At 42.0% G+C, this 25,456-nt stretch carries 26 protein-coding genes; 10 read left to right on the top strand and 16 right to left on the bottom strand.

Annotation, left to right across the window (positions count from 1 at the left end; translation table 11 throughout):
* Window positions 1-3 precede the first annotated feature (3 nt).
* The 4 genes from mrcB to J8M00_RS22695 form a co-directional block, all read right to left on the bottom strand.
* On the bottom strand, window positions 4-2,250 hold the full coding sequence (gene mrcB, locus J8M00_RS22710) for a penicillin-binding protein 1B (RefSeq protein WP_432652289.1): 2,247 nt from the start codon (window positions 2,248-2,250) through the stop codon (window positions 4-6).
* Between the two features lie 187 nt (window positions 2,251-2,437).
* Complete coding sequence (locus J8M00_RS22705; RefSeq protein ID WP_211012744.1) at window positions 2,438-3,667, bottom strand: ammonium transporter; 1,230 nt, start codon at window positions 3,665-3,667, stop codon at window positions 2,438-2,440.
* A 10-nt stretch (window positions 3,668-3,677) separates the two neighbouring features.
* Window positions 3,678-4,016: a P-II family nitrogen regulator gene (locus tag J8M00_RS22700; protein ID WP_023399545.1), complete on the bottom strand. Its 339-nt coding sequence runs from the start codon at window positions 4,014-4,016 to the stop codon at window positions 3,678-3,680.
* 132 nt (window positions 4,017-4,148) lie between these two features.
* Complete coding sequence (locus tag J8M00_RS22695; protein WP_211012743.1) at window positions 4,149-5,417, bottom strand: response regulator; 1,269 nt, start codon at window positions 5,415-5,417, stop codon at window positions 4,149-4,151.
* 247 nt (window positions 5,418-5,664) lie between these two features.
* Here J8M00_RS22695 and J8M00_RS22690 point away from each other — a divergent pair, with 247 nt between their 5' ends.
* From J8M00_RS22690 to serA, 5 genes are all read left to right on the top strand, one after another.
* Entirely contained in the window at window positions 5,665-7,188 is a 1,524-nt protein-coding gene (locus tag J8M00_RS22690; protein ID WP_211012742.1) for a S10 family peptidase, read from the top strand.
* 251 nt (window positions 7,189-7,439) lie between these two features.
* Complete coding sequence (locus J8M00_RS22685; protein WP_211012741.1) at window positions 7,440-7,982, top strand: hypothetical protein; 543 nt, start codon at window positions 7,440-7,442, stop codon at window positions 7,980-7,982.
* Window positions 7,982-8,602, top strand: coding sequence for a 5-formyltetrahydrofolate cyclo-ligase (locus J8M00_RS22680; RefSeq protein WP_211012740.1), 621 nt, complete (start codon window positions 7,982-7,984; stop codon window positions 8,600-8,602). Before J8M00_RS22685 ends, J8M00_RS22680 begins: the two co-directional genes overlap by 1 nt.
* Before the next feature lie 109 nt (window positions 8,603-8,711).
* Window positions 8,712-9,365: a ribose-5-phosphate isomerase RpiA gene (rpiA, locus tag J8M00_RS22675; RefSeq protein WP_211012739.1), complete on the top strand. Its 654-nt coding sequence runs from the start codon at window positions 8,712-8,714 to the stop codon at window positions 9,363-9,365.
* Between the two features lie 12 nt (window positions 9,366-9,377).
* Complete coding sequence (gene serA, locus J8M00_RS22670) at window positions 9,378-10,607, top strand: phosphoglycerate dehydrogenase (protein WP_211012738.1); 1,230 nt, start codon at window positions 9,378-9,380, stop codon at window positions 10,605-10,607.
* Window positions 10,608-10,753: 146 nt separating this feature from the next.
* Here serA and mdh read toward each other — a convergent pair whose 3' ends face one another.
* On the bottom strand, window positions 10,754-11,689 hold the full coding sequence (gene mdh, locus J8M00_RS22665) for a malate dehydrogenase (RefSeq protein WP_211012737.1): 936 nt from the start codon (window positions 11,687-11,689) through the stop codon (window positions 10,754-10,756).
* A 241-nt stretch (window positions 11,690-11,930) separates the two neighbouring features.
* Here mdh and argR point away from each other — a divergent pair, with 241 nt between their 5' ends.
* Window positions 11,931-12,398: a transcriptional regulator ArgR gene (argR, locus tag J8M00_RS22660; protein ID WP_023399537.1), complete on the top strand. Its 468-nt coding sequence runs from the start codon at window positions 11,931-11,933 to the stop codon at window positions 12,396-12,398.
* Between the two features lie 3 nt (window positions 12,399-12,401).
* Here argR and J8M00_RS22655 read toward each other — a convergent pair whose 3' ends face one another.
* The 5 genes from J8M00_RS22655 to J8M00_RS22635 form a co-directional block, all read right to left on the bottom strand.
* Window positions 12,402-13,331, bottom strand: a complete 930-nt coding sequence (locus tag J8M00_RS22655) for a Dyp-type peroxidase (protein ID WP_211012736.1) — start codon at window positions 13,329-13,331, stop codon at window positions 12,402-12,404.
* Between the two features lie 24 nt (window positions 13,332-13,355).
* Window positions 13,356-14,387 carry an ABC transporter ATP-binding protein gene (locus tag J8M00_RS22650; RefSeq protein ID WP_211012735.1) on the bottom strand — a complete coding sequence of 344 codons (1,032 nt, stop codon included), beginning with the start codon at window positions 14,385-14,387 and terminating at the stop codon, window positions 13,356-13,358.
* Complete coding sequence (locus J8M00_RS22645) at window positions 14,387-16,018, bottom strand: ABC transporter permease (RefSeq protein WP_211012734.1); 1,632 nt, start codon at window positions 16,016-16,018, stop codon at window positions 14,387-14,389. The genes J8M00_RS22650 and J8M00_RS22645 overlap by 1 nt, the downstream gene beginning before the upstream one ends.
* Complete coding sequence (locus tag J8M00_RS22640; RefSeq protein ID WP_211012733.1) at window positions 16,018-17,022, bottom strand: Fe(3+) ABC transporter substrate-binding protein; 1,005 nt, start codon at window positions 17,020-17,022, stop codon at window positions 16,018-16,020. Before J8M00_RS22640 ends, J8M00_RS22645 begins: the two co-directional genes overlap by 1 nt.
* Window positions 17,023-17,733: 711 nt before the next feature.
* Window positions 17,734-18,408, bottom strand: coding sequence for a tRNA-uridine aminocarboxypropyltransferase (locus tag J8M00_RS22635; protein ID WP_282099839.1), 675 nt, complete (start codon window positions 18,406-18,408; stop codon window positions 17,734-17,736).
* A 68-nt stretch (window positions 18,409-18,476) separates the two neighbouring features.
* Between J8M00_RS22635 and J8M00_RS22630 the strand changes: the two genes are divergently transcribed.
* Window positions 18,477-19,019: a GNAT family N-acetyltransferase gene (locus J8M00_RS22630; RefSeq protein ID WP_211012731.1), complete on the top strand. Its 543-nt coding sequence runs from the start codon at window positions 18,477-18,479 to the stop codon at window positions 19,017-19,019.
* A gap of 33 nt (window positions 19,020-19,052) precedes the next feature.
* On the opposite strand, the gene J8M00_RS22625 is transcribed toward J8M00_RS22630, so the two are convergent.
* Genes J8M00_RS22625 through folB form a run of 3 tightly spaced genes read right to left on the bottom strand, consistent with a single transcriptional unit; the run spans window position 19,053 to window position 20,693 of the window.
* Window positions 19,053-19,856 (bottom strand): undecaprenyl-diphosphate phosphatase, encoded by an 804-nt coding sequence (locus J8M00_RS22625; RefSeq protein WP_211012730.1) that lies wholly within the window; start codon window positions 19,854-19,856, stop codon window positions 19,053-19,055.
* A gap of 5 nt (window positions 19,857-19,861) precedes the next feature.
* Entirely contained in the window at window positions 19,862-20,341 is a 480-nt protein-coding gene (folK, locus tag J8M00_RS22620) for a 2-amino-4-hydroxy-6-hydroxymethyldihydropteridine diphosphokinase (protein ID WP_211012729.1), read from the bottom strand.
* 1 nt (window position 20,342) lies between these two features.
* Complete coding sequence (folB, locus tag J8M00_RS22615) at window positions 20,343-20,693, bottom strand: dihydroneopterin aldolase (protein WP_211012728.1); 351 nt, start codon at window positions 20,691-20,693, stop codon at window positions 20,343-20,345.
* Between the two features lie 104 nt (window positions 20,694-20,797).
* Between folB and plsY the strand changes: the two genes are divergently transcribed.
* Window positions 20,798-21,394 (top strand): glycerol-3-phosphate 1-O-acyltransferase PlsY, encoded by a 597-nt coding sequence (plsY, locus tag J8M00_RS22610; RefSeq protein WP_211012727.1) that lies wholly within the window; start codon window positions 20,798-20,800, stop codon window positions 21,392-21,394.
* Here the strand turns inward: plsY and tsaD are convergent.
* Genes tsaD through J8M00_RS22595 form a run of 3 tightly spaced genes read right to left on the bottom strand, consistent with a single transcriptional unit; the run spans window position 21,391 to window position 23,374 of the window.
* Complete coding sequence (gene tsaD, locus J8M00_RS22605) at window positions 21,391-22,407, bottom strand: tRNA (adenosine(37)-N6)-threonylcarbamoyltransferase complex transferase subunit TsaD (RefSeq protein ID WP_211012726.1); 1,017 nt, start codon at window positions 22,405-22,407, stop codon at window positions 21,391-21,393. The genes plsY and tsaD overlap by 4 nt on opposite strands.
* A 24-nt stretch (window positions 22,408-22,431) precedes the next feature.
* The gene (locus J8M00_RS22600; RefSeq protein ID WP_211012725.1) at window positions 22,432-23,031 is read right to left on the bottom strand and encodes a YjaG family protein; all 600 of its coding nucleotides are present in this window, start codon (window positions 23,029-23,031) and stop codon (window positions 22,432-22,434) included.
* Window positions 23,015-23,374 carry a putative signal transducing protein gene (locus J8M00_RS22595; protein WP_023399524.1) on the bottom strand — a complete coding sequence of 120 codons (360 nt, stop codon included), beginning with the start codon at window positions 23,372-23,374 and terminating at the stop codon, window positions 23,015-23,017. The genes J8M00_RS22600 and J8M00_RS22595 overlap by 17 nt, the downstream gene beginning before the upstream one ends.
* Before the next feature lie 35 nt (window positions 23,375-23,409).
* On the opposite strand from J8M00_RS22595, the gene J8M00_RS22590 reads away from it, so the two are divergent.
* Together J8M00_RS22590 and J8M00_RS22585 are read left to right on the top strand one after the other, a co-directional pair.
* Window positions 23,410-23,808, top strand: a complete 399-nt coding sequence (locus J8M00_RS22590) for a DUF2721 domain-containing protein (RefSeq protein WP_211012724.1) — start codon at window positions 23,410-23,412, stop codon at window positions 23,806-23,808.
* A gap of 57 nt (window positions 23,809-23,865) precedes the next feature.
* Window positions 23,866-25,392: a DUF3369 domain-containing protein gene (locus J8M00_RS22585; RefSeq protein WP_211012723.1), complete on the top strand. Its 1,527-nt coding sequence runs from the start codon at window positions 23,866-23,868 to the stop codon at window positions 25,390-25,392.
* Window positions 25,393-25,456 lie beyond the last annotated feature (64 nt).

Below are 25,456 nucleotides of genomic sequence, written 5' to 3'. Positions count from 1 at the left end.
GATCTATTTGCAACTTGGGCGCGGGTTAAATAGCTCCGCCCGTAGAGGCAACTGGATAGTTGGCCCGCAGTGTGGTGCAGCTTGCTTACCGGTTGCTTTACTAACAAACGCCCACTTAACTCCTGCAGGCCGCTCGTCCACAATAGCCTGCGGATTCAGAGGTTTCAAATAGCGAATATAAAGCTCTAGTGCGCCTCTTCCACCAGTCAGCTTTGCTGGTTTATTATCATCTCGGCCGATCCAAGTTACCGTAACGGTATTGTGGTCGAATCCGGTAAACCAGCTGTCTCTCAAATCATTACTTGTCCCTGTTTTACCCGCCAACTGAATCGACGGAAAGTGCTTATTAAGACGCTTGCCAGTACCACTTTTGGTTACTCTTTTTAAGCCATATTTCGTCATGTACACAGACACTGGATCAAACCTTTGCTCTTGCTCTGGTTGGTGTTTGTAGAGCGTTTTTCCACTGGCGTTTGTGATCGCAGAAATACTGGTCAATTCACTATAGCGTCCATCGGCAGCCAGTGTTGTGTACATTTGAGCAACATCAAAACTAGAAAGCTCCACAGCCCCTAGCAGCATTGAAGGGTAAGTCGGAATATCACTTTTTATCCCCAGCTCAGTCATAGTATCTGCGACTTTATGTACCCCAACGTCCAACCCAAGGTTTACTGCTGGTATGTTTAAACTTTTGCTGAACGCTTCGTAAAGAGGCACCTGACCACGAAACTCATGATCGAAATTCTCTGGAGACCAAGTCTTGCCTGATGCATCAGTAACTTGCAATGGCGAGTCATCGACCAAAGTGCCCAGATTATAGTCTCTTTGCAGTGCCGTTAAGTAAATTGCTGGCTTGACCAAAGAGCCGACACTGCGTCTCGTATCCAACACACGATTAAAACCAGAAAAACGCATTTGTCTGCCTGCCACCAATGCAGACACTCCGGATTTTTCCGCATTTACAGATAACATCGCAACTTCCAGTCCGGAAGTGCCAAAACGGCGCTCTAAATAAGGCAAGCCAGAGGTGATAGCCTCTTCCATCGCACTTTGTTTTTGCAATTCAAAATACGTGAATATCCTCACACCTGCGTGAATAATATCATCATTTGGCACTAAGCCTTTCAGCTCTCGATTTACCAACTCCAGATAACCCGGATAAGACTGCAATAAACTTTCTTTTAGCGGCTGAATCTCAATTTTACGCTCTAGTGACTGACGGTATTCAGTGGTTGTAATGATGCCATTTTCTGCCATCAGTCTAAGTACCAGATCTCGACGCTCCATAGACCGCTCTTGGTACCTTCGCGGGTTGTAATAAGAAGGCCCTTTGACCATCGCAACCAACAACGCAATTTGGTCGAACTCTAACTCATCTACAGGCTTAGCGAAGTAAAACTCCGAAGCCAGCCCCATACCATGTACACCTTGGTTGTATGCTTGACCCAAATAAACTTCATTGAGGTAAGCTTCCAATATTTCATCTTTGCTATATCGGTAGTCCAAGATCAACGCGATAAAAGCTTCATTGATTTTGCGTACAATTGAACGTTCACGGGTCAGGTAGAAGTTTTTAGCCAACTGCTGAGTGAGCGTACTGCCCCCCTGCACTGTCCTTCCCGCTCGAATATTGCTGTAAAGGGCGCGCATTATTGACCATACGGATACTCCGTGGTGTTCGTAAAAATTGCGATCTTCGACGGCCAATAGCGCTTGTTTGAGTACATTAGGAAATTTTTCTAACGGAACAAACTCGCGGTCTTGATTGGTCTCATTCCCGATCCGTGCAATTTGCACAGGCTCTAGACGCTCAGATGAAGTCCGTCTCCCACTCTTATCAACGACACTTGCCAGTTTTTTTCCGGCAAAGTTAAGCGTAAAGACTTTTGCCGACTCTTCGCCTTCATAAAATTCAAAAGCGCGACGGTATATGGTGATTGTGCGACCTTGGACCAGATATTGTCCGGTTCTTTTAATGCGATTTACACGAGAATAATTTAGTCGATCCAACTCCCAAAACACTTCATCTTCTGACAAATACTGGTCGGGATAAAAGGTCATCGCTCGTGCGTATACTTGCACTGGAAGTTGCCATTTATTGCCTTCAAATTGCTTGCTTACTTTCGCATCTAGGTATACAACGTACATAGCAACCGCACAGCAAACTGCCAGACCACCTTTCCAAAATAGCGACCACAGCGTTTGTAAAACCCGGGATTTAAATACCCCTAAACGCTCCTTAATAGGCATTTTTTTAGAATTCGATGACTTCTTAGTTGCGCGCTTCGGCTTTGATTTACTTGCAGGGGTACGTTTTTTCTCTGACATTTACCGGAGTAATTTTTACGATATCTAGAATGATGCTAGAGTAACTTAGATTAACGGTCACTGAAACCAAAAAAGCAGGCTAAAGCCTGCTTTTTTAATCTTTTAACTGTTAGTGGTTACGTATCGTGACAAACTCTGGATACGCGTCAACCCCACAGTCATGTTGGTCCATACCACTGAGTTCTTCCTCTTCGCTTACTCGGATCCCCATGGTCTTTTTCAAAAGAGCCCAGACCAAATAAGAGGTAACAAACACAAAACCGAGAATGGATATAAGCCCAATTAACTGAGATACAAAATTAGCTTCGCTATTTGAAAATGGCACCATCATTATCCCTAAGCAACCACATACACCATGAACAGAAATAGCACCGACCGGATCATCAATTTTGAATTTATCCAATGTAACGATACTGAACACCACCAAACTGCCACCTAATGCACCTATGATACAGGCTAAAAGCGGTGTTGGAGAGGCGGGTTCCGCTGTAATGCTCACTAATCCAGCCAGCGCCCCATTTAAGATCATCGTTAAATCCGCTTTTTTCCACATGACTTTACAGACCAACAGTGCAGATATCGCACCAGCGGCTGCGGCAGCATTGGTATTAAGCATAATTTGACTCACTGCAATGGCATTTTCTTTGTCGGCTAAAAACAATTGAGATCCCCCATTAAAGCCAAACCATCCCATCCACAAAATAAAGGTGCCGAGTGTTGCTAGTGGCAAATTAGAACCCGGGATTGGGTATATTTCGCCGTGCTTACCATACTTTCCTTTTCTCGCCCCTAACAGCAATACTCCCGCAAGTGCAGCCGCAGCCCCCGCGCCATGAACAATTGCGGAGCCAGCAAAGTCAACAAAACCCAGTTCAGATAAAAATCCAGCCCCCCAGCTCCAATACCCTTGAATTGGATAAATAACGCCGGTCAATACCACGGTGAACAATAAAAACGCCCACAACTTCATGCGCTCGGCGACCGCTCCTGAGACAATAGACATAGCCGTGGCTACGAAAACTACTTGGAAGAAAAAATCAGACTCTAGTGCATGATCCGCATCCGCTGAGGCTTCTCCAATCAGTGCGCCAAAGCTTGGTACAAATCCACCTTCTGAATTTCCTACATACATGATGTTGTAACCAATCAACAAGTACATAGTGCATGCGATTGCATACAACGCGATATTCTTGGTTAAAATTTCGGTGGTGTTTTTTGATCTGACCAACCCCGCTTCTAACATGGCAAACCCAGCGGCCATCCACATTACTAAAACGCCAGATATCAGGAAGTAAAACGTGTTGAGCGAGAATTGTAATTCTATAATTGTGTTGTCCATCAGTTGCCTCTCAAATTGCTTCTTCGTCTAATTCACCAGTGCGGATCCGCACTATTTGCTCTAGGTCATACACAAAAATTTTTCCATCACCGATTTTTCCAGTATTGGCTGCTTGTGTTAGTGTATCTACGACCCGCTGACAATTTTCACTGTGTGTTGCAATTTCGAGTTTTATTTTGGGAATAAAGTCGACTTGATACTCAGCACCTCGATATAGCTCAGTGTGACCACGCTGTCTGCCAAACCCTTTGACATCGACAACCGTCATACCTTCAATGCCTAATTCGGCGAGCGCCTCGCGAACTTCATCCAATTTAAATGGCTTAATAATCGCACTTATCATTTTCATCGTTGACCTCCGGAGGAGTGTGATTCCTATTGTTGATGGAATACACAATCCAACCTTTATGCCAACAAAATTAGATGTTACTAATCAATAAGATAAGATATTTTTTGAGATGGGAAATTGCAAAAAGTGCACTTAGGTGGTGCACTCTTCCAATATTTGATTTGATTTGGTGCAGGCACCAACTGCACTATTACGGCCTTGTGCTTTTGCTTGATACAAAGCTTTATCTGCGTGACGCATTACCTCACTCAATGTGGGAAATTCACATCGTGCGATACCTATACTTACAGTGCAATGTAACTTGTGCTCATCTATGGAGAACATGTTCTCGGCAAACTTTCTTCGGAAATCATCAAACGTAGCTTTTGCTTTCTTTATATCTTGCTCCGCTAACAAAACAGCAAATTCCTCTCCACCGACGCGAGAAACGAGGCTATCTGAGAATGAATCTGTCAGCAGCTGGGCAACTTGGGTAAGGATACTATCCCCACCTAAATGACCATATTTATCGTTAATCTCTTTAAATAGGTCCAAGTCCAGCAGAGCCAAGCAGCTATGTTGTATGCCTGCTTTAAGTAACTTGTCCATTTGCTGGCAGAAATAACGGCGGTTATACAAACCAGTTAGATAATCACGATGAGCATAATCTTTAATATCAGCAATTAAATTTAGCTGCTCCATCGTTTGCATTACTCGACAATGAAACTCTTCGTTCATAAAAGGTTTCATTAAAAAATCATTGGCACCATATTTAATAAACTTGGCAGAAAGACCGTGTGTTCCAGCACCGGACAAGCCAACAATAGCAAGGTCATCACGCCCTCGGAAGTTACGCACAGCTTTAACCAACTCAAAACCATCCATCGTTGGCATAGCATAATCGGTAAGCAGTAGTTTAATCTCTTGCTCAGCCTTCAACATAGTAAGCGCTTGCTCACCATCTTGAGCTTCAAAAACAGTAAACAGCTGCTTTTCTAACATTTGTCTCATTACCGCTCGACTGATCATGGAATCATCGGCAATGAGTGCTTTGCAGCCCTGGTTTCTTAACAATCGACTGACGAGTTTAATCGCATACAAGTAGGAATCACGATTATCCTTAATCACATAATCAACCACACCCATTTCGAGCATTTGTTGGCGACTATATTCGTCAATTTTAGAGGTCAGTACGACTGTGGGGACATTCTGGCTCAAAGTTAACTGCACCACCTCTGCGTCCATCGCATCAGGTAAAGTTAAATCGACCAAGGCCAAGGTGTAGCGGTTGCTTTTTAGTAATGCTTTACTTTCCTTGAGTGACCAAGCAAAGTCTATATCGACATTTAAATGTTGTGATGCCAAATGGCGTAAGATTTGTTGAACAACCTTACTATCTTCAACAATTAATACTTTTTGCATGGAAGCTTTCTCTAGTGACTGCAATGAGAGATGTAGTTAAACAAGAATTTAACAGGGCTAAATACTTTAATACTACAGACATAAGGGTGAAATATACGCGATTTTTGTGACAAAAAAAACCTACATCACCCCTAATTGGTAAACAAATTGTAATAGGCTGCGAATATTGCTATTTAGTCTCATTCACTTTGAATTCAGCGCAAAAAAAGCATTAAATGGACACTATTAGTGAATTCTGAGGATTACCATGACCGCTGTACCTAAAATAATATCAGGTCTATTGTTGCTTTGCATTAGCGCCATCAGTGCCGCCAATGTTAAACAAACTGAAAAACTAAGTTTTGATATCGATCATCAAATCACAACAAAACATAAAGCAACAATAAATGGCACTCGCCTAAATTATACGGTCTCCACTGGTACGCAGCCACTGTGGGACAATGAAGGCAACCCCATTGCATCACTACACTATACCTATTACACAAAAGATAAGGTTAAAGATCTGTCGAAGCGCCCGCTCCTTATCTCCTTTAATGGTGGACCAGGCTCCGCATCTGTATGGATGCATATCGCATATACCGGGCCTAGAGTATTAAAAATTGATGATGAGGGTTTCCCTGTTCAACCCTACGGGCTTAGAGATAACCCATACTCGGTGTTAGACACAACCGATATCGTATTTGTAAACCCTGTCAACACTGGATATTCAAGAGTGCTACCTGACAGTAACGGAAAAATGCCAAGTAAAGAATTGCAAAAAAAGCAGTTTTTTGGAGTCAATGCCGATGTCAAATATCTCGCAACTTGGCTAAATACCTTTATCAACCGCCATGACAGAGCGCTATCGCCTAAGTTTTTAATAGGAGAAAGTTACGGCACGACACGAGTCGCAGGGCTGGCACATGAGCTGCAAAACAAGCAATGGATGTACTTAAATGGAGTTATTTTAGTCTCTCCTACCGATATTGGTATTAAACGAGAGGGACCTGTAAAAGCAGCAAATCGATTGCCGTATTTTGCCGCCACCGCATGGTACCACCAAGCGCTCAACGAGGAGCTACAAAATAAAGACCTGCTTGAACTTCTAGAGGAAGTCGAAGCTTACACACTAAACCACTATTTACCAGCTTTGGCTAAAGGCGCCATGATCAGCGCACAAGAGAAACAATCTGTGATCACTCAAGTTGCAAAGTACGCTGGTTTATCTGAGCTATTTGTCGCACAGAATAACTTGGATATTCCAAATTCAGCGTTTTGGAAAGAACTTCTACGCGAGAGAGAGTTCACAGTTGGTCGGCTAGATTCTCGTTACCTTGGCATAGACAAACGCGCCGCTGGTGACATACCTGATTACTGGCCAGAACTAACATCTTGGTTGCATTCATTCACGCCAGCAATCAATCATTATTTCCGCCAAGAACTAAATTATAAAACTGACATTAAATACAATATGTTTGGTCCGGTGCGTCCTTGGGACCGAACAAAAAATAACGTGGGTGAGCGATTGCGCTTAGCGATGGCACAAAACCCTTATCTACATGTCATGGTGCAATCCGGGTATTACGACGGCGCAACTAACTATTTTGATGGTAAATACAATTTATGGCATTTAGATCCAAGCGGAAAAATGAAAGAACGTTTAAGCTTTAAAGGTTACCGCTCAGGTCATATGATGTATTTGCGTTATGACGACCTCAAATTATCAAATCAAGACTTAAGAAATTTCATTTTAAAGGCAACACCTAAAGCCGGACAGTCTGCGAAGTACTAATATCATCAATGGTGTGAAAGTATTGCTTTCACACCATCTCAGCCCTCAAAGCACGCTTTTCCTCTACATTGTTGATTTACTTAGATGGCTCTTTGACCGAAACCCAAACCGCATTTTCTACTGAATAGCTTGCTCTTAGACAAATTCCGTTGCTGACATTGATAACCGCCTCCCACTTCAACGGATTAATTAAATGCTTACGATAACTTTTTGGGTATACTCTTCATATTAGAACGAAAATAGGATCATATATGAGTGACCAATTTAGAGTTGTCTTTGTAGGGTTTAATGCCGATACCGATAGCCAAAACGCTATGGAGAGTCTCGCTGTAAAATTAGGCGTGTCGAAGGAAAAAATTGTCGCGTTTACACAGGGCAGACCACTCTTTGGCGCCGCTGATAAGAATAAATGCTTGAAACAAGCGAAACTGTTGGCTATTTACGGGTTTCAAAGTAAGGTACAACCGCTACAAAATAGTGCGCCTAGTACTGCACAAGTAGATACTGCTGCCAACGAACGCGTCTTTGAAGCACTTGATTACATCACCAGTAGCCTGATCCGCATTGAAGAAAAATTAGAAGAACTAGAGCAACGGATAGACGTACAAACGAAAAGCATTGACGAGAAAGATGACGAGCAATGGCAAAACGATGAGCTGTTTGATGAGCTGGACTTAGACTCAGAACCTAAGCCCAAATCTAAAAAGCTACTTTTTACACTGTTAGTTATTTTATTTATATTGCTTATCGTACTTGGGTTCAGCCTTGCTTTTCCAGAGATGGTGAAGTTCTAATGCAAAAAAATTCAAGTTCAAATATAAAAAGTTCGGAGTTGAGAAAAAATATTCGAATTGAAGTACGTAAACGAAGAAAATCTTTAGATGAAAATTTTCAAACTCAAGCTGAATCCTCTCTAAATATTAATTTTTTTCAACACATAAACCCTGCAAAAAACACCGCTATTGGGGTCTACCTTTCAAATGACGGAGAGCTTGAAACAAACCTTTTAATTCAATCACTTTGGGATAAAAATATCGCAGTATTTTTACCCGTTATACACCCTTTTAGCGGCAAAACTTTGCTGTTCCAAAGGTATGAAAAAAACTCAACCATGACTCAAAACCGCTATGCTATCTTAGAACCTAAATTGAATTGCAGTGAAATTTGCCCAATTGATCAACTTGATTTCTTACTTATGCCATTAGTTGCATTTGACGAACAAGGAAACAGGTTAGGTATGGGTGGCGGTTATTACGATAGAACCTTGGCAACATATTATAACCAAGGTTGGACAAAACCTCGTTTAATTGGACTTGCTCATGATTGCCAAAAGGTCAGTCAATTACCAATTGAAGCTTGGGACGTTCCTCTTCCTGAGATATTGACGCCAACTCAATATTACCAATGGGGCTGATTTACTGCCGTTGCTAAAAATAGTGCTCTGTATGCAATTTATAATCATACAACTCGAGTGTTTAAGCGTATAATCTCAGCTTAATTAAAGACAACAAAGTGATTACGTTATGACACAAGATGAAATGAAAAAAGCAGCCGCGTGGGCAGCCCTTGAACATGTACAAGAAAATACAATTGTTGGTGTAGGCACAGGCTCCACGGTTAATCATTTTATAGACGCACTGGGAAGCATCAAAGATGAAATAAAAGGTGCTGTCTCTAGTTCAGAAGCTTCTACTGAAAAGCTCAAAGCACTCGGTATTGAAGTATTTGAATTAAATGATGTAGCCCAACTTGACGTCTATGTTGATGGTGCCGATGAGATTAACGAGCAAGGTCATATGATTAAAGGTGGCGGCGCGGCATTAACTCGTGAAAAAATCGTTGCAGCTGTTGCTGACAAGTTTGTTTGTATCGTCGACGAAAGCAAACATGTCGACACATTAGGCAGTTTTCCACTGCCTGTTGAAGTTATTCCAATGGCGCGTAGCTATGTAGCCAGAGAACTTCTTAAACTTGGTGGAGATCCTGTCTACCGCCAAGGTGTGATCACAGATAACGGCAACGTCATTTTAGATGTTCACGGATTGAATATTACAGATCCAAAAGCACTTGAAGAACAAATTAACCAAATCGTCGGTGTTGTCACAAATGGACTATTTGCCCATAGGGGAGCAAACATCGTAATTACAGGGACACCACAAGGTCCACAAACTAGGTAATAGGAATGAGTCATGAGTAAGGTATCTTTGTCCAAAGATAAGATTAAAATTTTATTGTTAGAAGGCGTGCATCAAAGTGCGGTTGAAACTTTGAAGCGCAATGGGTATAGCAATATCGAATACCTTAAGACATCGTTACCTGAAAGTGAATTAATTGAGCGTATTAAGCATGTTCATTTTGTCGGTATACGCTCGCGAACGCACTTAAGTGAAGCAGTCCTAAATGCCGCTGAGAAGCTTGTTGCCGTGGGGTGTTTTTGCATTGGCACCAATCAAGTGAACTTGGAAGCCGCTAAACGGCTTGGTATTGCGGTCTTTAATGCCCCGTTCTCAAATACTCGTTCAGTTGCAGAGTTAGTGTTAGGTGAAATTCTGTTACTACTTCGCGGTATTCCAAAACGAAATGCCATGGCGCACCGAGGCCAGTGGTTTAAATCAGCCATTGGCTCATTTGAAGCACGAGGTAAAACCTTAGGCATCATTGGTTACGGCCATATCGGCACTCAGTTGGGGATCATGGCTGAAAATATTGGCATGAAAGTAGAGTTTTATGACATCGAGGATAAGCTCACACTAGGTAACGCACAACAAGTGCAAAACTTAACTCAGCTATTACAACGTGCTGACGTGATCAGTTTACATGTCCCAGAAACTCCACAGACTAAAAATCTCATTGGCATGGCTGAAATTGAAGTCATGAAGCAAGGGGCTATTTTAATCAATGCGTCGCGCGGAACCGTCGTAGATATTGACGCGCTGGCAGAGGCGCTGCAACATGAAAAACTAGCGGGCGCTGCCATCGATGTTTTTCCTGTAGAGCCTAAATCAAACGATGAAGAGTTCACCTCTCCTCTCAGGGAGTTTGATAATGTAATCCTTACGCCGCATGTTGGTGGTTCAACACAAGAAGCCCAAGAGAATATCGGTATTGAAGTTGCTGGAAAGCTGACTAAATATTCTGACAACGGCTCGACAGTTACCGCGGTGAACTTTCCTGAAGTATCCCTGCCTGAGCTGTCAAATCGCAGCCGCTTGTTACATGTTCATGAAAACAGACCTGGCGTACTGACTCAAATCAACCAAGCGTTTGCGCAACACGGTATAAATATCGCTGCGCAATACCTGCAAACAGATGACTGTATAGGTTACGTTGTTATTGATGTTGATAGTGACCATTCTGAAGTTGCTTTGAAAGAACTCAGTGCTGTTGAAGGCACCATAAGAGCACGTATCCTGCACTAAATATCCATATTTAATCAAAGAAAAACCGGCAACTTGCCGGTTTTTTTGGTTGCTTAAGGAACCTCTTGATAAGATCACTCCTGCTCACCAAAAACAAAAAAGCTGCTTATTAAGCAGCTTTTTATAATCAGTATGACAACTTGGCATTAAGCCATGAAATCAACACCTTCTTTGATGTCTTTTTCAAGAGTAGCAAGCATGTCGTCTTTTGCTTTTTGCTCAAATGCGCTTAGCTCACCGTAAGGTAGTAGCTCTTCAACACCGTTTTTACCTAAACGAATTGGCTGTGCGAAGAACTCAGCGTCGCCAGTGTTACCTTCAACATAAGCGTACTCAAATACGTTTTCTTCGCCTTGTAAACCTTTAACAAGTGAGAAACAAAAACGTGCTGCGGCAGCACCCATTGAAAGCGTTGCAGAACCACCGCCCGCTTTAGCTTCAACCACTTCTGTACCAGCGTTTTGAATACGTTTAGTAAGAGAAGCAACTTCTTCATCAGTGAATTCCACACCTTCAACTTGAGAAAGTAGAGGTAGGATAGTCGTGCCTGAGTGACCACCGATAACTGGTACTTTAACTTCTGATACGTCTAGGCCTTTTAGCTCAGCGATGAAAGTTTCAGCACGGATAACGTCAAGTGTTGTTACACCGAAGACGCGCGCAGCATCATATGTACCCGCTTTCTTGAACACTTCACGTACGATTGGTACAGTGCCGTTTACAGGGTTTGTGATGATGCCAACGAACGCTTTAGGACAGTTCTTTACGATACCTTCAGCTAGAGTTCTAACGATACTCGCGTTTACATTGAATAGATCCGCACGGTCCATGCCTGGCTTACGTGGCATACCAGCAGGGATCAATACAATATCAGCACCAGCTAGTGCTGGGTCTAAATCGTCTTTTCCGTAGCCAGCTACATTAACAGCTGTTGGGATGTGAGAAAGATCAACGGCAACACCAGGAACAACTGGTGCAACATCATATAGTGCTAGCTCAGAGCCCGCAGGTAAACCGTTTTTAAGCAGAAGTGACAACGCTTGACCGATACCACCAGCGGCACCTAATACAGCAACTTTCATTATAATTCTCCATATATTGAAGGTAAGAATTTAGTGTGCAGTAAAGATAATGAAAAGCGCGAGTAAAGACAAATTAATCCGCATTATTTTCGAGATTTTTTCGACTATAGTTGTAAACAAGAGACAACTTTTTGCAATTTGTCTTTACGATACTCCATGAAAATAACTCCAGCGTTAAAATTTGGGTAACTGAGATGATTTGTGTAAAATCGGGCAACCAAAATTGAAAGAAGAGATGTATATGCAAGCGCAAGACAAACAAGAAGCCTTAGTGAAAGCCTTTAAAGCACTTTTAAGAGAGGAAAATTTCGGTTCTCAAGGCGAAATCGTTGATGCGCTAAAAGACCAAGGCTTTGACAATATCAGTCAAAGTAAAGTGTCTAGAATGCTGAGTAAATTTGGTGCTGTCCGAACAAGAAATGCTAAACAAGAAATGGTTTATTGCCTACCAGCTGAAATGGGTGTACCCACAGCGAAGAGTCCCCTGCGACAGCTCGTCATTGACATCATGCACAATGAAATGATGATCATTATCAGAACTAGTCCTGGTGCTGCTCAGCTAATCGCTCGCTTGCTAGACTCTTTAGGCAGTGCAGACGGTGTCCTAGGCACTATTGCTGGCGACGACACAATTTTTATTGCGCCTGCGAAAGTCTCTGAGATAGATGCAACATTAGAAAAAGTAAAAACCTTATTCGATAATGTATAAAACCTAGTCTCCACTCATGATTTGCGCCATCTCAGTTAAAAACTGCAAAGATGGTGCAAAGAAAGACGCCCCCATATCCGCTTCCGAGTAATCCAACAGTGGATCGTAACAATCATGCCCCGACAATAAGCCAAATCGACTCATCAATACTGTTTCAAATGCGTTGCCGTGAGCTGCACAACTTAGATTGATACTTCCCTGCTCAAACACATCACCAAATGGCATACTTTGATCAAGCAACAGTACGAGACCTTGTGCATCTTTAAGCTCAGCGCGACTTGCGTGACTAAATGCAACTCGAGGTTCAATTAAATTATTGTCTAGACGCGTACGCCCCATCAATGCTTCTTGCTCAGTAATCGCTAGTTGCTGCCATCGAGCCAAATCGAACTTAACTCTTTGAATATGGATATAACTACCTTGATGATCTAAGCCATTAGGGTTATCAACTAAAGCCACTTTGCGTTTGAAGCGGCCATGAGGCGACTCACTGGCGTAAATAAAACCATTGAAGTTACGGCCATCTAAAAAGCGGAAGCCTCGGACATGCGCAACAAGCTCTACACTACCTGAAAGCATGTGTAATACACTTTGAGCAAATAAATGATTTACATCTTCTCTATCAGAACGGATCACATAAAGCAGATCAAATGGCTGACTATGAATTAGGTGATCTGCGGACTTAATATGTGGAAAACTCTTTAACTCAGGCGGAATAAACTCAGGATATATATGCGGCCAATACTGAGCGCCAATCGCAACAAAACTGCTAAGCATAGACTCTGAAAACCTGTCGCTCAACTCATCTTGGAGTCGCCCTGCCTGAGCAAGCGCCTCTCGCACAGCTTCATCTTGCCCTTCAAGTACATTGAAGAATAAGTGTAAGCCATGCAAGTTTGCTTCTGCACAGATCCCCGATTGCGGCTGGGCCATACCTTTTCCCTATCGTTATTCGTTCTAAGAAAAGAAATTTACCGCATGAGGCTTAATTTTTAAAGAGATAGGTTTAGACAAATCTAAAGGATTGTCAGCTGGTTTAGCAATTTCCAACTGCTGACCTTGAAGCTCGATGGCGTATAAATACTCTGTACCTACAAACCTCTCTTGATTTACTTTTATCTCGCCACTGTCGGTATTGTACAATTCAATATGACTCGGTCTAACAAAGATTTTCCCTTTATTTTGGTCATTTTGTTGTTGTGTTAAAGAGTCGACCAGTCCGAATTGCGTTTGGAAAGAACCATTTCCAGAATGTGTCGCGTCCAAGTATATTCCTCGCCCTAAAAACTCTGCCACAGTCTGATTTTTCGGTTGTTGAAATAGCTCGGTTGGACAACCTAACTGCGCGATTTTACCTTGGTGCATAATCGCAAGGCGGTCAGAAAAAGCAAAAGCTTCATCTTTGGAGTGACTGACAAAAATCGCTGATACTTTTTGATCTTTGATAATGCTCCGTATATCGCTTATCAACTGAAACCGGACTTGCGCATCTATGTTAGAAAAAGGCTCATCTAACAGTAAAAGGCTAGGCCTATAAGCCAACGCTCTTGCTATCGCTACACGCTGCTGTTGACCACCAGAGAGTTCGTGAGGAAATCGCTTTGCGTACTCTCCCAAGTGAACAAGCTCAAGCATCTCATCTACACGAGATTGTTTTTCGGCTCGGCTTAACTTACTCAAACCAAACGCAACGTTTTGAGCAACCGTTAAGTGTGGGAACAGCGCATAATCCTGAAACATCATACCTACATTGCGATGCTGCGGTGCGACAAACTCTCTTTCCCCATTAACCTGCTTTTGACCGATACGGATCACGCCTTTTTGCGGCCTGATCAAACCCGCGATTGCCTTCAAAGTGGTGGTTTTACCGCAACCACTGGCACCGAGTAAACAGACAATTTCATTCTCTTTGACTTGCAGGTCAAGGTTATCAATAACGGCGTGTCCGTCATAGCTATATTGCAATGATTCAATTGAAAGACTGTGCATTATGTTTGTTGCTCCATTGAGCGGTTCACTAAATAAAGGGGGATTAATCCAACCAGCACAATAAACAACGCTGAAATAGAAGCGAGTTCTAATTGCTCATCGCTGACAAATTGAAACACATGTGTCGCTAAGGTTTCAAAATTAAATGGCCTGAGTAGCAGGGCCGCTGGTAGTTCTTTCATACACTCAATGAAGACCAATAACCCAGCCGTTAAAATGCCTCGCTTAAGCAATGGTATGTGAACACGACCAAGTGTTTGTAAATTGTTTTTACCTAGCGACGCACTGGCCATATCGATGCTTGGACTAATCCGAACAAAACTTGCCTCTACAGCACCATGTGCAATCGCATAAAAACGCACCACATAGGCAAATACCATCGCAAAAATAGTACCGCTCAGTAATAAACCAGGTTCAAAGCTCGTACCACTAAACCATTGGTTTAGGTAGTCATCAAACAAAGTTAATGGTAGTAATACGGCAATAGCCAACACAGTGCCAGGTAAGGCATAGCCCATACTTGCAACTTTCCCAGGTACACCTTTTGATTTTTGGTCACCCACTCTTTGATAAAAAACCACAAGAATACTGAGTAGAATAGCAATACAACTGACATAAAAACTAATTTTTAGGCTTTGCCATGCATAATTAAAAAACGCGTCATTCCAAGCTTGATCGAAATAGTCTATGGCATAAGAGAACAGTACGCCTACAGGAATAAAAAACGCCAATATTAAAACTAAACTACAAAACGTGGTAGCCAGCCACCCACTTTTGCCGCTGAGTTCGTATAAACTCGTATCGTTCACACTGCTTTGACGTTCATGCACCACATTACTTTTGCGGCTCATTTTTTCTAAGGTCAACGCTACAAACAAAAACAGCAACATAATGCCCGATATTTTCGCAGCAGCCGTCAGTGAATAATAACCAAGCCAAGTATCATATACAGCGGTTGTTAACGTGCTCACAGCAAAGTAGTGTACCGTAGCGAAGTCTGCCATGGTCTCCATACTTATCAACGCGAGCGCGGCAACTATGGCTCCTCGAGACAAAGGTAAGCTGACTTTTAAAAAGCTTTGAAATGGGGATAACCCCATTAATTGACTCGCTTGCACTAGTTTAAAAGATTGCTCTCTCAAAGCTGTTTTAAAAATCAAATACAAATAAGGGTAAAGAACTAAAGCTATCATGACAATCGCACCGGGTAAGGTACGTATATCAAAAAACCAATAGTCGTCGGGGCTTGACCATCCAAACAAGTCTCTTAGAAAGATTTGTACAGGGCCTGCATAATCGAGCATATCAGTATAGACATAAGCGATAATATAGGTCGGCATTGCAAGCGGCAGCATTAATGCCCACTCGAAGATACGTTTGCCGGGAAAATGGCAATAAGCGGTCAACCAACCAAGAGGCAGCGCGATCAGCGCACTGAGCAGCAGCACACCGGCAATAAGCCAAACAGTGTTGCTGATATAGTCCCACAGAACTGTATTCCACAGGTGTGAGAATACTTCCGACTCTCCTTGCAATGATTCAAAAATGAGAAACGCCAGCGGGGTGGACAGGCAAATACCTATCACCCACGCTGTTATCTGCCAATTCGACAGTTTATTTTTTAGCTGCATTAAAGGTCAAATTTTACCTCATCGATTAGCTTAAGCGCTAATGGACGGTATTTACTAATTTCAGCAAGTGGCAAGCTGTCTTCCTTAAACGCTCCCCAAGAAGCTACCATTTTAGATAATTCGACGCCCGGCTTAACCGGATATTCCATATTCGTCGATGCATACATGTTTTGAGCCTTATTGTCCGTCATAAACTCTATGAGTTTCAAGGCATTTTCTTTATTTTTTGCATACTTGGTTAAGACCACACCCGACACATTTAAGTGAGAACCGCGATTTTTTTGGTTAGGAAAGTTGATGTAAACAGAGTCAGCCCAAGATTTTTGTTTGTCATCTGTCATCATTTTGCCAAAGTAGTAGCTGTTACCTAGGGCAACATCACACAGTCCTTCCTTCACTGCTTTGACTTGTGCACGGTCATTACCTTGGGGCTTGCGTGCCAAGTTATTTTTAACACCCACCAACCACTCTTTTGTTTCAGTTTCACCGTGATGAGCTATCATCGAGGCTACAAGACCTAAGTTATAAGGGTGCTTACCAGAGCGAGTACAAATTTTTCCTTTAAATTTAGGATCTGCCAACTCTTCGTAGCTAAGAGATTCCAATTTGCCTAAACGTGACTTAGAAGAGTAAACATTACGCACTCGCTTAGTTAATGCGACCCACTGACCTTCAGGATCTCTAAATGAAGCTGGAATATTGCCTTCTACTTTTTTACTGGCAATTTTTTGAGTTAGACCTAAGTCTTCTAATTGGATCATTGCGCTAAAGTTAGAAGTCAAAACCAAATCCGCGCGAGAGTGTTTCCCTTCACGCTTCACACGCTCAATTAAACCTTTTTTTGCAAAAACAACATTCGTTTTAATCCCTGTTTGCTTAGTGAAATCATCAAGGATAGGCTGAATTAAAAATGGTTGGCGAAATGAGTAGATATTTACTTCATCCGCAGCGAAGGCTGGCATACAAGTCACAGCGGTCAATATTGTGGCGATAGCTCGTTTCATGAAGGCTCCAAATCCAAACAATTATTATTATCAACTGATTCTAACGCGATTATACATAAATTACATCCCACTGAGGTGAGTGACTCAAATTATTATTGCCGTATAAAGACAATTTATATGTAAGACATGTCTCACTCTGTATGTAGAAATCGAGTAATCTACACTAGATTTAGCTGCCCTCAAATTAGGAACCTATTGTTATTTAATAATTTTTAATTATTAAATAGAACATAGACCTTTTTTCATAATCTTCAAGGCAATGTTTTAAAGCACAAAGCTGCATATACTGTAACTGTCTTTAAGGGAGAGACGTCGCAAGGAAAAAGGATGTGGTAAGCACCACATGGATTGGATCCCTTTCTGGAGCATGGAACTAGGATTATGATGTATTTGCAGGACGCAAATATTTAAGTAGGGATGTTCACAAAATCAGGATGTCAGGACTTAATGGAGTTGGATAGGGTAATGGAGTGGCCCATAAGGAATGATTGCAGGGTAATATCAAACATTGGATGTATTGATGCAACTTAGGATGGGGTTAGGAAAGCCCAAGTGGATATGTGCAGGATGCGCAATAATTCGCAGAACCAAAACACCAAGCGAATTGTATGGAAATGAATTAGGGAGTTGAGTTACTCAACATAGCAGGATGCTGTTTAGAAGATTCCGTCAAGCGCGGCTCGAAAGAGTCGCGCTATCTTCGTGTTTGCTTTATGCTTCAATGAACTTACTACGCTTTCCTCTTAAATACGCATCTCTAAAATCTATAAAGTGCTCAGTGAGATTCTCAGCAGCTTCAGATTCACCATTTTCGGCCAAAACAATACATGCCACCTCTGCTGTGCCCAGCTGATGTTCGTGGGGAGCAACTCGTAACTTATAATTTGACATGCTCTGTGGTGATATTGACAACACCGGAAACTTATCGAGATAAGGGCTTTTTCTGAACATTTTTTTTGCTTCGCGCCAAGTACCATCTAGAAAAATATACAGTGGCTTTTTTGTCGCTTCGCGGTGCACTTTTTTAATCACGCGTTGAGGCTCGACATTGTCTTTGGGAAAAACAATGATAGGTTGATATTGTGGGTTTTCTAATAGAGCAATTAAAGCGCTGTCTGGCTCGGTTCTGTCCCACCTAAAAGCATGATTATCAGGCACAATATCTGCGATCAAACGCCCTGTATTTGATGGCTTAAAGCTCTCGTTGTGATACATTAATAAACATACAGCACTGGCGCACTGAGCTTGCTTCACCCCAGCACAAATACATAGAGGTTCAGCTAACAAACATGTCTCACAGCGAGCTAGTTTAGAGCCGCGAGCTTTAAACTCTCTTTTCGACTCAGAAATTTGCTGCGTGCGCAGTGCCAATACAGAATTGCCCAAAATAATCTCCCAAATAAAACGACAGGCCATTGTACCAAGTCTGACAATAAAAGGATAAAGCTATTATTATGAAGGTTAATCAATCAAACAGACTCAAATATCGGCTCCTCACCCCTGCCGATAGTCACCTACTCTTTAAATTAGACCAAGACCCAAAAGTGATGCAGTTCATCAACGGTGGCAAAGTCACTTCACAAGAAGATATAGACACGATCTTCATACCCCGACTCAATCAGTTCACCAATGCAGAAAAAGGCTGGGGGTTATGGGGCTGCTTCTTAACAGATAACAATGAATTTATCGGTTGGATTTTGGTACGACCAATGGACTTTTTTACTGAGCAAAGAGATGACTCTAACTTAGAAATAGGTTGGCGGTTTATGCAATCGAGTTGGGGACGGGGCTACGCTACAGAAGCCGCAATGCAGATCGCTGGCGCGCTAACTGAGCACCACTGCGCAAACAAGTTGACGGCGATTGCACTTGAAGACAATAGCGGTTCGATAAACATTATGAAAAAAATAGGCTTAGAATACGTGACAACTACCGTTCATAGCGACCCACTAGGGAACGCGGAAGTTGTCGTCTATGAAAAATCTCTCATTACTTGAGTAAAAAAGAGCGGGGATCTCCCGCTCTATCTTTTACATTGATAAATAAATCACTAAGAAAGCACCAAGCGCCAATCGATAGATAACGAACGGCAACATACCCATTTTCTCGATGACCTTTAAGAAAAAGTGAATACATGCATAGGCAGCGAAAAATGACAGAACCGCTCCAGTAACAATGTCTGAAACATTAAACTCATCTCCCTCTGAGATTAGCTTATAGGTCAAATAACTGCCTGCAGCGGCAATAACCGGGATTGACATTAAGAAAGAAAAACGTGCCGCACTTTGTTTGTTAAGGCCCATCATTAATCCAATCGTCATTGTTATTCCAGAGCGCGACGTTCCAGGAAGCAACATTGCAATGACCTGAGAGAGACCAATACATAACGCCATAAACCAGTTTATTTGATAAATCGTTTTTATTTGCTTAGCCGTTTTATCTGCGTACCAAAGTAACAAACCAAAACCGATAGTCGTGCCCGCAATGATCCAAGCATTTCTCGAGTACTCTTCCACAAAATCTTTCGCAAAATAGCCAATGATCAGTGAAGGTAACGTCGCGAGCAAAATAAACCACCCTAGCTTACTGTCATCTGTTGTCCCCTGACTGCCAAATGATTTAAACCAAGCGGCCAGGATCTCTGCAACTTCTTTTCGGAAGTAAATAATGACCGCGAATAACGTGCCGACATGAACGGCCACATCAAAAGCAAGACCTTGATCCTGCCACCCAAATACTTGCGATGGTAATATCAAGTGCGCAGAACTTGATATTGGCAAAAACTCAGTTAGACCCTGAATTAACGCTAAAACAATAATTTCAATAATGCTCATATCAGTTACAGCTCCACTTTCCATAGTTTTTGGTTCGGATTATGATAGTTTTCCCATAGAGAAGATATGCTTTCACCAGTTGTTGGCAGTGTGACGTGACCACCAACTTCGGATAATGGCAACAATACAAATGCATTTTTAGAGATCTCATCCCGTGGCAGCTGGGCGGGTTGCTCACAAATTAGGTCATCATACAGCAGCAGATCCAAATCCAAAGTTCGTGGGCTGAATTTCTTATCTCCAGGCGTTCGACCATTATCACGCTCAATTTTCTTTAGTAATTTGCAAACTTGTTCTACACCCATTTTGGTGTTTGCTGCAAATACCGAATTATAGAAATTCCGGCCATTAAAACCTACTGGCTCACTCTCATAAACATTGGAGTGTTTGTAGTTGGGAAAATGATCTATCAGAGCTGCAAGCCCATTTTTAAAATGTCGTTCTCTATCAACATTGGAGCCAATGCTAATGTATATTTCTGCCATGCTACTTTTTCCGATAAATTTCAATGCCGACAGTCTTTGCCTGTGCGACTGCAGCAGGTTTGCTGACTTTAATTCGAACGTCACTCACTGCAAACTCAGTTAATATCATTGCAGCTAACTTTTCCAATAACGTTTCTAAAAGCTCTACTTGTGTTGTTTCTGATAAAGTGATTACACGTTCGCTTACCTTTGCGTAATCAACTGTAAGGTTGATGTCATCTGTCTGCGCTGCTGGGGTAATATCTGTAGACATTTCAATATCAAAATAAAGGCTCTGTTTACTTTCTTTCTCAAAGTCGTAAACTCCTATTATGGTCTCGACGTGCAATTGCGAGATATAGACCTTGTCCATGTATACTCCTAGCATGACTAATATGGGTCGGCGCAATAATTTAGGCCGGGTAAAAAGAATCGCGATCATAGCCCAAAACAAAGCAATAAAAAATAAGGAAGCTTGTGTTAGTCATATTAATGTGTATTTGTGCTTATTTATTTGGATCGATTTCCTCTGCGATTTTGATTTCGAGGATGTTTAGACTACCCGATCCTCGCTTTTCTGGCTCCAATAACCCTGGAGCCACTAACGTTTTGCGCATAGGCGGTAAACTCCCCGCAGCACTTGTACTTATTTTTGACGTATTAAAAGGGACTATCCCTGTTTGGGGCGCTTACTTTTTAAACATCGAGCCAGTTTGGCTTGGTGCGGTTGCAGTCAGTGCTTGCCTTGGCCACATTTACCCGATTTTTTTTCACTTCAATGGTGGCAAGGCCGTCGCCACCGCATTTGGCGCACTACTGCCAATCGGTGTGTCATTAGCTGGGCTGCTTATTTTAACCTGGCTGCTTGTACTTTGGGCATTTCGCTACTCTTCTCTTGCTGCCATAGTCACTGTTATCACTGCACCATTCTATACATGGTTCATTAAACCCCAGTATACATTGCCAGTAGCTTTTTTAACGGTTTTGATTATCTTCAGACATCGAGCAAATATAAGTAGGCTCCTGCAAGGAAAGGAGCCTAAAGTCGGTAAGAAAACACCTAAAAAAGATTAAGAGATTGCCGGTAAACTATCCAGTGGCCAGCGAGGCTGTGTTTTCATATCTAATGGTGCTGTATGACCAGCTTTCAGACGTTGCATACCAGCAAAAGCTATCATCGCGCCATTATCAGTACAAAACTCAGTGCGAGGATAATAGACCCGCCCTTTCATCCCTTGCATCATACGTTCAAGCTTGGTTCTCAACTCCACATTTGCGCTCACACCTCCAGCAATAACAAGGCGTTTTATACCCGTTTGTTTTAGGGCGCGTTTGCACTTAATTGCTAGCGTATCAATCACGGCACTTTGAAAAGCGTGAGCAATATCAGCCTTAGTCTGTATATCGTCGCCTTCATTTTTAATGGTGTTTGCCGCTGCTGTTTTAAGACCGCTGAAGCTAAAGTCTAAACCAGGCCTATCAGTCATTGGCCTTGGAAATACAAACCTGTCAGCTGTGCCTTGTGTTGCTAATTTAGCTAAAAGAGGGCCTCCAGGGTAATCCAACCCCAGTAGCTTGGCCGTTTTATCAAATGCTTCCCCAGCTGCATCATCAACCGACTCACCTAAAATTTCATACTCTCCAATTCCGGCAACTTTAACCATCATGGTGTGACCGCCTGAGACAAGCAATGCCACAAATGGAAATTCTGGCTTTTCATCTTCTAACATAGGCGCTAGTAAATGGCCTTCCATGTGGTGTACTGCCACCGCGGGAATATTCCAACCAAATGCCAAAGAGCGTCCAATAGATGTACCAACGAGGAGCGCGCCGACCAACCCGGGACCCGCTGTATACGCGATGCCGTCTAGAGAATCCGGGCCACATCCAGCCTGTTTAAACGCCGCTTCAATCAGCGGAATCGTTTTGCGGACATGATCCCGAGAAGCAAGCTCAGGCACTACACCACCATAATCCGCATGTACCTTTACCTGACTATATAATTGATGCGCAAGTAATCCCTGCTCATCATCATAAATTGCAATACCAGTTTCATCACAAGAAGATTCAATACCTAAAATACGCAACCTTGTTCTCCACTACATTCTTTACTATTCACGCTCAATCGCTAAACCAATATTGGTTTGGCCATCGATGATCGCTTGCGCTTTTAACTGCTTGATTGTTTCAGAGGAAATTCGCCCCATCCCTTCAACAAAATCGATTAATTCACCTAAAACCTCGATTTCATATTGCATCAATGGGTGCTCTCTGACGAGTTTATTGTCCGGAGTGATATCTTCCTGTGCCAACAAAAACTCAATATACCTTGCGACCGTTGCTTGAGATATTTTTGCAACATTGACAAACTCTATCTCATCTTTTGTCATAAGACCTTGAATAAATCCAAGCAGCGCTGTTGCCATATCAATCGCAGGGTAAGTACCAAACATGTCAAAATCTGATAGTTCAGGTACATTAGGTTCTATTTTTTCGATTTGCTTTTCTAAGCTAATTTTGCTTTTTGGCAGTAGTAATTTTTCCCAGCACAGATTTAGTGCATTTCTAAACACCTGCTCATCACCAAACCCAGTAGCTTCACTAAATAAACCATAGTTTGGCGTCATTCTTTCCAAAATAGCAGCCGCTAGTGCTGCTTTTTGTAAATAGTTCAACTCACGAATGCGCTGAAAGTTATTTGCTTTGCTCATACTCATTTCCACAATGCCAGCAATACTCAAAAGCTGAGCCATTCAGCTCATTGCAATATCGACACTGCCAATCTAATTTTGATTTTTTCTGATGATAGTTTACCAAGATTTCTTCTCCAAGGGGCAACTTTATCGCTGGTACAAAGATCTTAATGGTATTATCTGCAAAAGGCAGTTCGCCTAAAGTGGAAGACAGTGCCTCTCCTTGCATTGTCGTTTTTATACGGGCTTGGTGTAAAAGGCCATTTACAAGATGTGCTTCAATCATATTATCGGTGCTAAAAACACAGCACCATTTATCTAGTTCATTAACCATCGCACTCAATGCTAATTTTGCTATCATAAACAATATTGTAGTGTGTAAATTGGAAGAGCTCTATGACGCTTACCACACCTGGGTTGTTATTTCCCGCTATTTCATTGCTGTTACTCGCTTATACTAATCGCTTTTTAGTGCTCGCACAGCTAATTCGCGAGCTAAACGCTAGAGAAGGTGACACTTTGCGCCCGCTCGTTGTGCAGCAAATTAATAATTTAAAAAAACGCATCAAACTAATTCGTTTAATGCAAGTATGGGGCGTGTTCTCATTTATTCTTTGCACGCTTTCGATGTTTGCTTTGTTCATCGATGTTAATTTGCTGGGGATCATCTTATTTGGAGTCAGTTTATGCTGCTTGATTGGATCTCTCATGTTGTCCTTGTACGAAATTCATATTTCGTGTGATGCAATAGAGATTGAGCTAAATAATATTGAAAAAAAGCCACTCCAAGATTAAGCAACTCGTATTGACCTTACTATACTGACATTATCAATAGCTGAAGGTAGGTCATGTGTGAGCGGTTTTCTTTTTTCAAATGAGCAACTAAAAGAGGAAACTTCACAACCCGAAGAGCGCGCTTTTTGGGATGTGTTGGTCGTCGACGACGAAGAGGACATTCACCAAGTAACCAAGTTGGTTTTATCCGACTTTAAGTTTGAAGACAAATCTCTGCGTTTTCATCATGCATACTCGGCCAAGCAAGCAATGGAGATACTGGAAGACCAAGAATGCATTTCAGTCGGGCTCATTGATGTTGTGATGGAAAGCAACCATGCAGGCCTAGATTTAATCAAGTTTATTCGCAATGATATGGCGAATCATGATATCCGCTTAATTCTCAGGACAGGTCAACCAGGTGAAGCTCCTGAAGAGTCCGTTATTCGCGACTACGATATCAATGACTACAAAAATAAAACAGAATTGACCGCTGTTAAGCTAAAAACCCTGTTGTACTCCGCTCTGCGTTCACATCGTGATATACAGACGATTGAGCTACACAAAAAAGGGCTGGAAAGGATCATTGCGGCTTCATCCAGTTTTTTGGAATGTGATAATGTGCAAGATTTTGCATCAACGATTCTTGAACATGTTGCGCAAGTATTGGGACTTTCCGACTCCGAAATTTATTGTGCCGCCGCAACAAATAAGCAAACCGATGCAGGTTCTCAGTTTAAGCTTTTAGCGGCTTCTGGAGAGGGTATAGAGCCCAGTTCAGATAAAATTCCAAATAACGTCAAAAACCTATTTATTGAAACCCATAACAGAAAAACTTCTTGCAAGTCTTGCAATGAGTATGTCGGCTACTTTACCTCTAAAGGTGGCCTAGAAACCATGCTATACGTTAGTAAAGAGAGTTCATTGCGAAGTACAGACTGTCAGTTGTTAGAGTTTTTCGCCAATAACATCGCACTGGCTCACGACAATATAAAGTTACGAGAAACAGTCAAAGAATCACAAAGAGAGCTGTCATATATCCTTGGTGAAGCCGTCGAGAAACGCTCTAAGGAAACAGGCTCTCACGTGAAGCGTGTCGCTATGTACAGTAAGTTACTTGCGGAATTGTCTGGCATTAATAGCTATCGCTCAGAAATAATAAAAATGGCATCTCCCCTACATGACATTGGCAAAATTGGGATCCCCGATGTCATATTAAACAAACCTGGTAAGCTGACCAATGATGAATGGGAAATAATGAAAACGCATGCGCAATTAGGATTCGATATATTGAAAAAATCAACGAATGAAATATTGCAATGTGGCGCAACAATTGCTCATCAGCATCACGAAAAGTGGGATGGTACTGGTTATCCACGAGGCCTAAGTGGGGAAGATATTGATATTGTTGGAAGAATTACGGCAATTGCTGATGTTTTCGATGCTTTGGGTAGTAAACGCTGTTATAAAGAAGCTTGGTCGCTTGAAAAAGTGCTTGAAGAGATAAAATCGCAGAAATCTAAGCAATTTGATCCCAAATTAGTTGATTTGTTTATAAATAATCTGGAACAATTCATTTTAATCAGAGATACCTATCCCGACTAAAACTTTGTAAGCGAAATGTAAAAAATTCACTTGGATGTTTCCTTAATCTGTATTAGTATTAGGA

The sequence above is a fragment of the Pseudoalteromonas luteoviolacea genome (genome assembly GCF_018100925.1).
GTDB classification, from domain to species: Bacteria; Pseudomonadota; Gammaproteobacteria; order Enterobacterales; family Alteromonadaceae; genus Pseudoalteromonas; species Pseudoalteromonas obscura.
The sequence above is the reverse complement of the archived record's forward strand: the minus strand, read 5'-3'. Positions and strand labels throughout refer to the sequence as shown.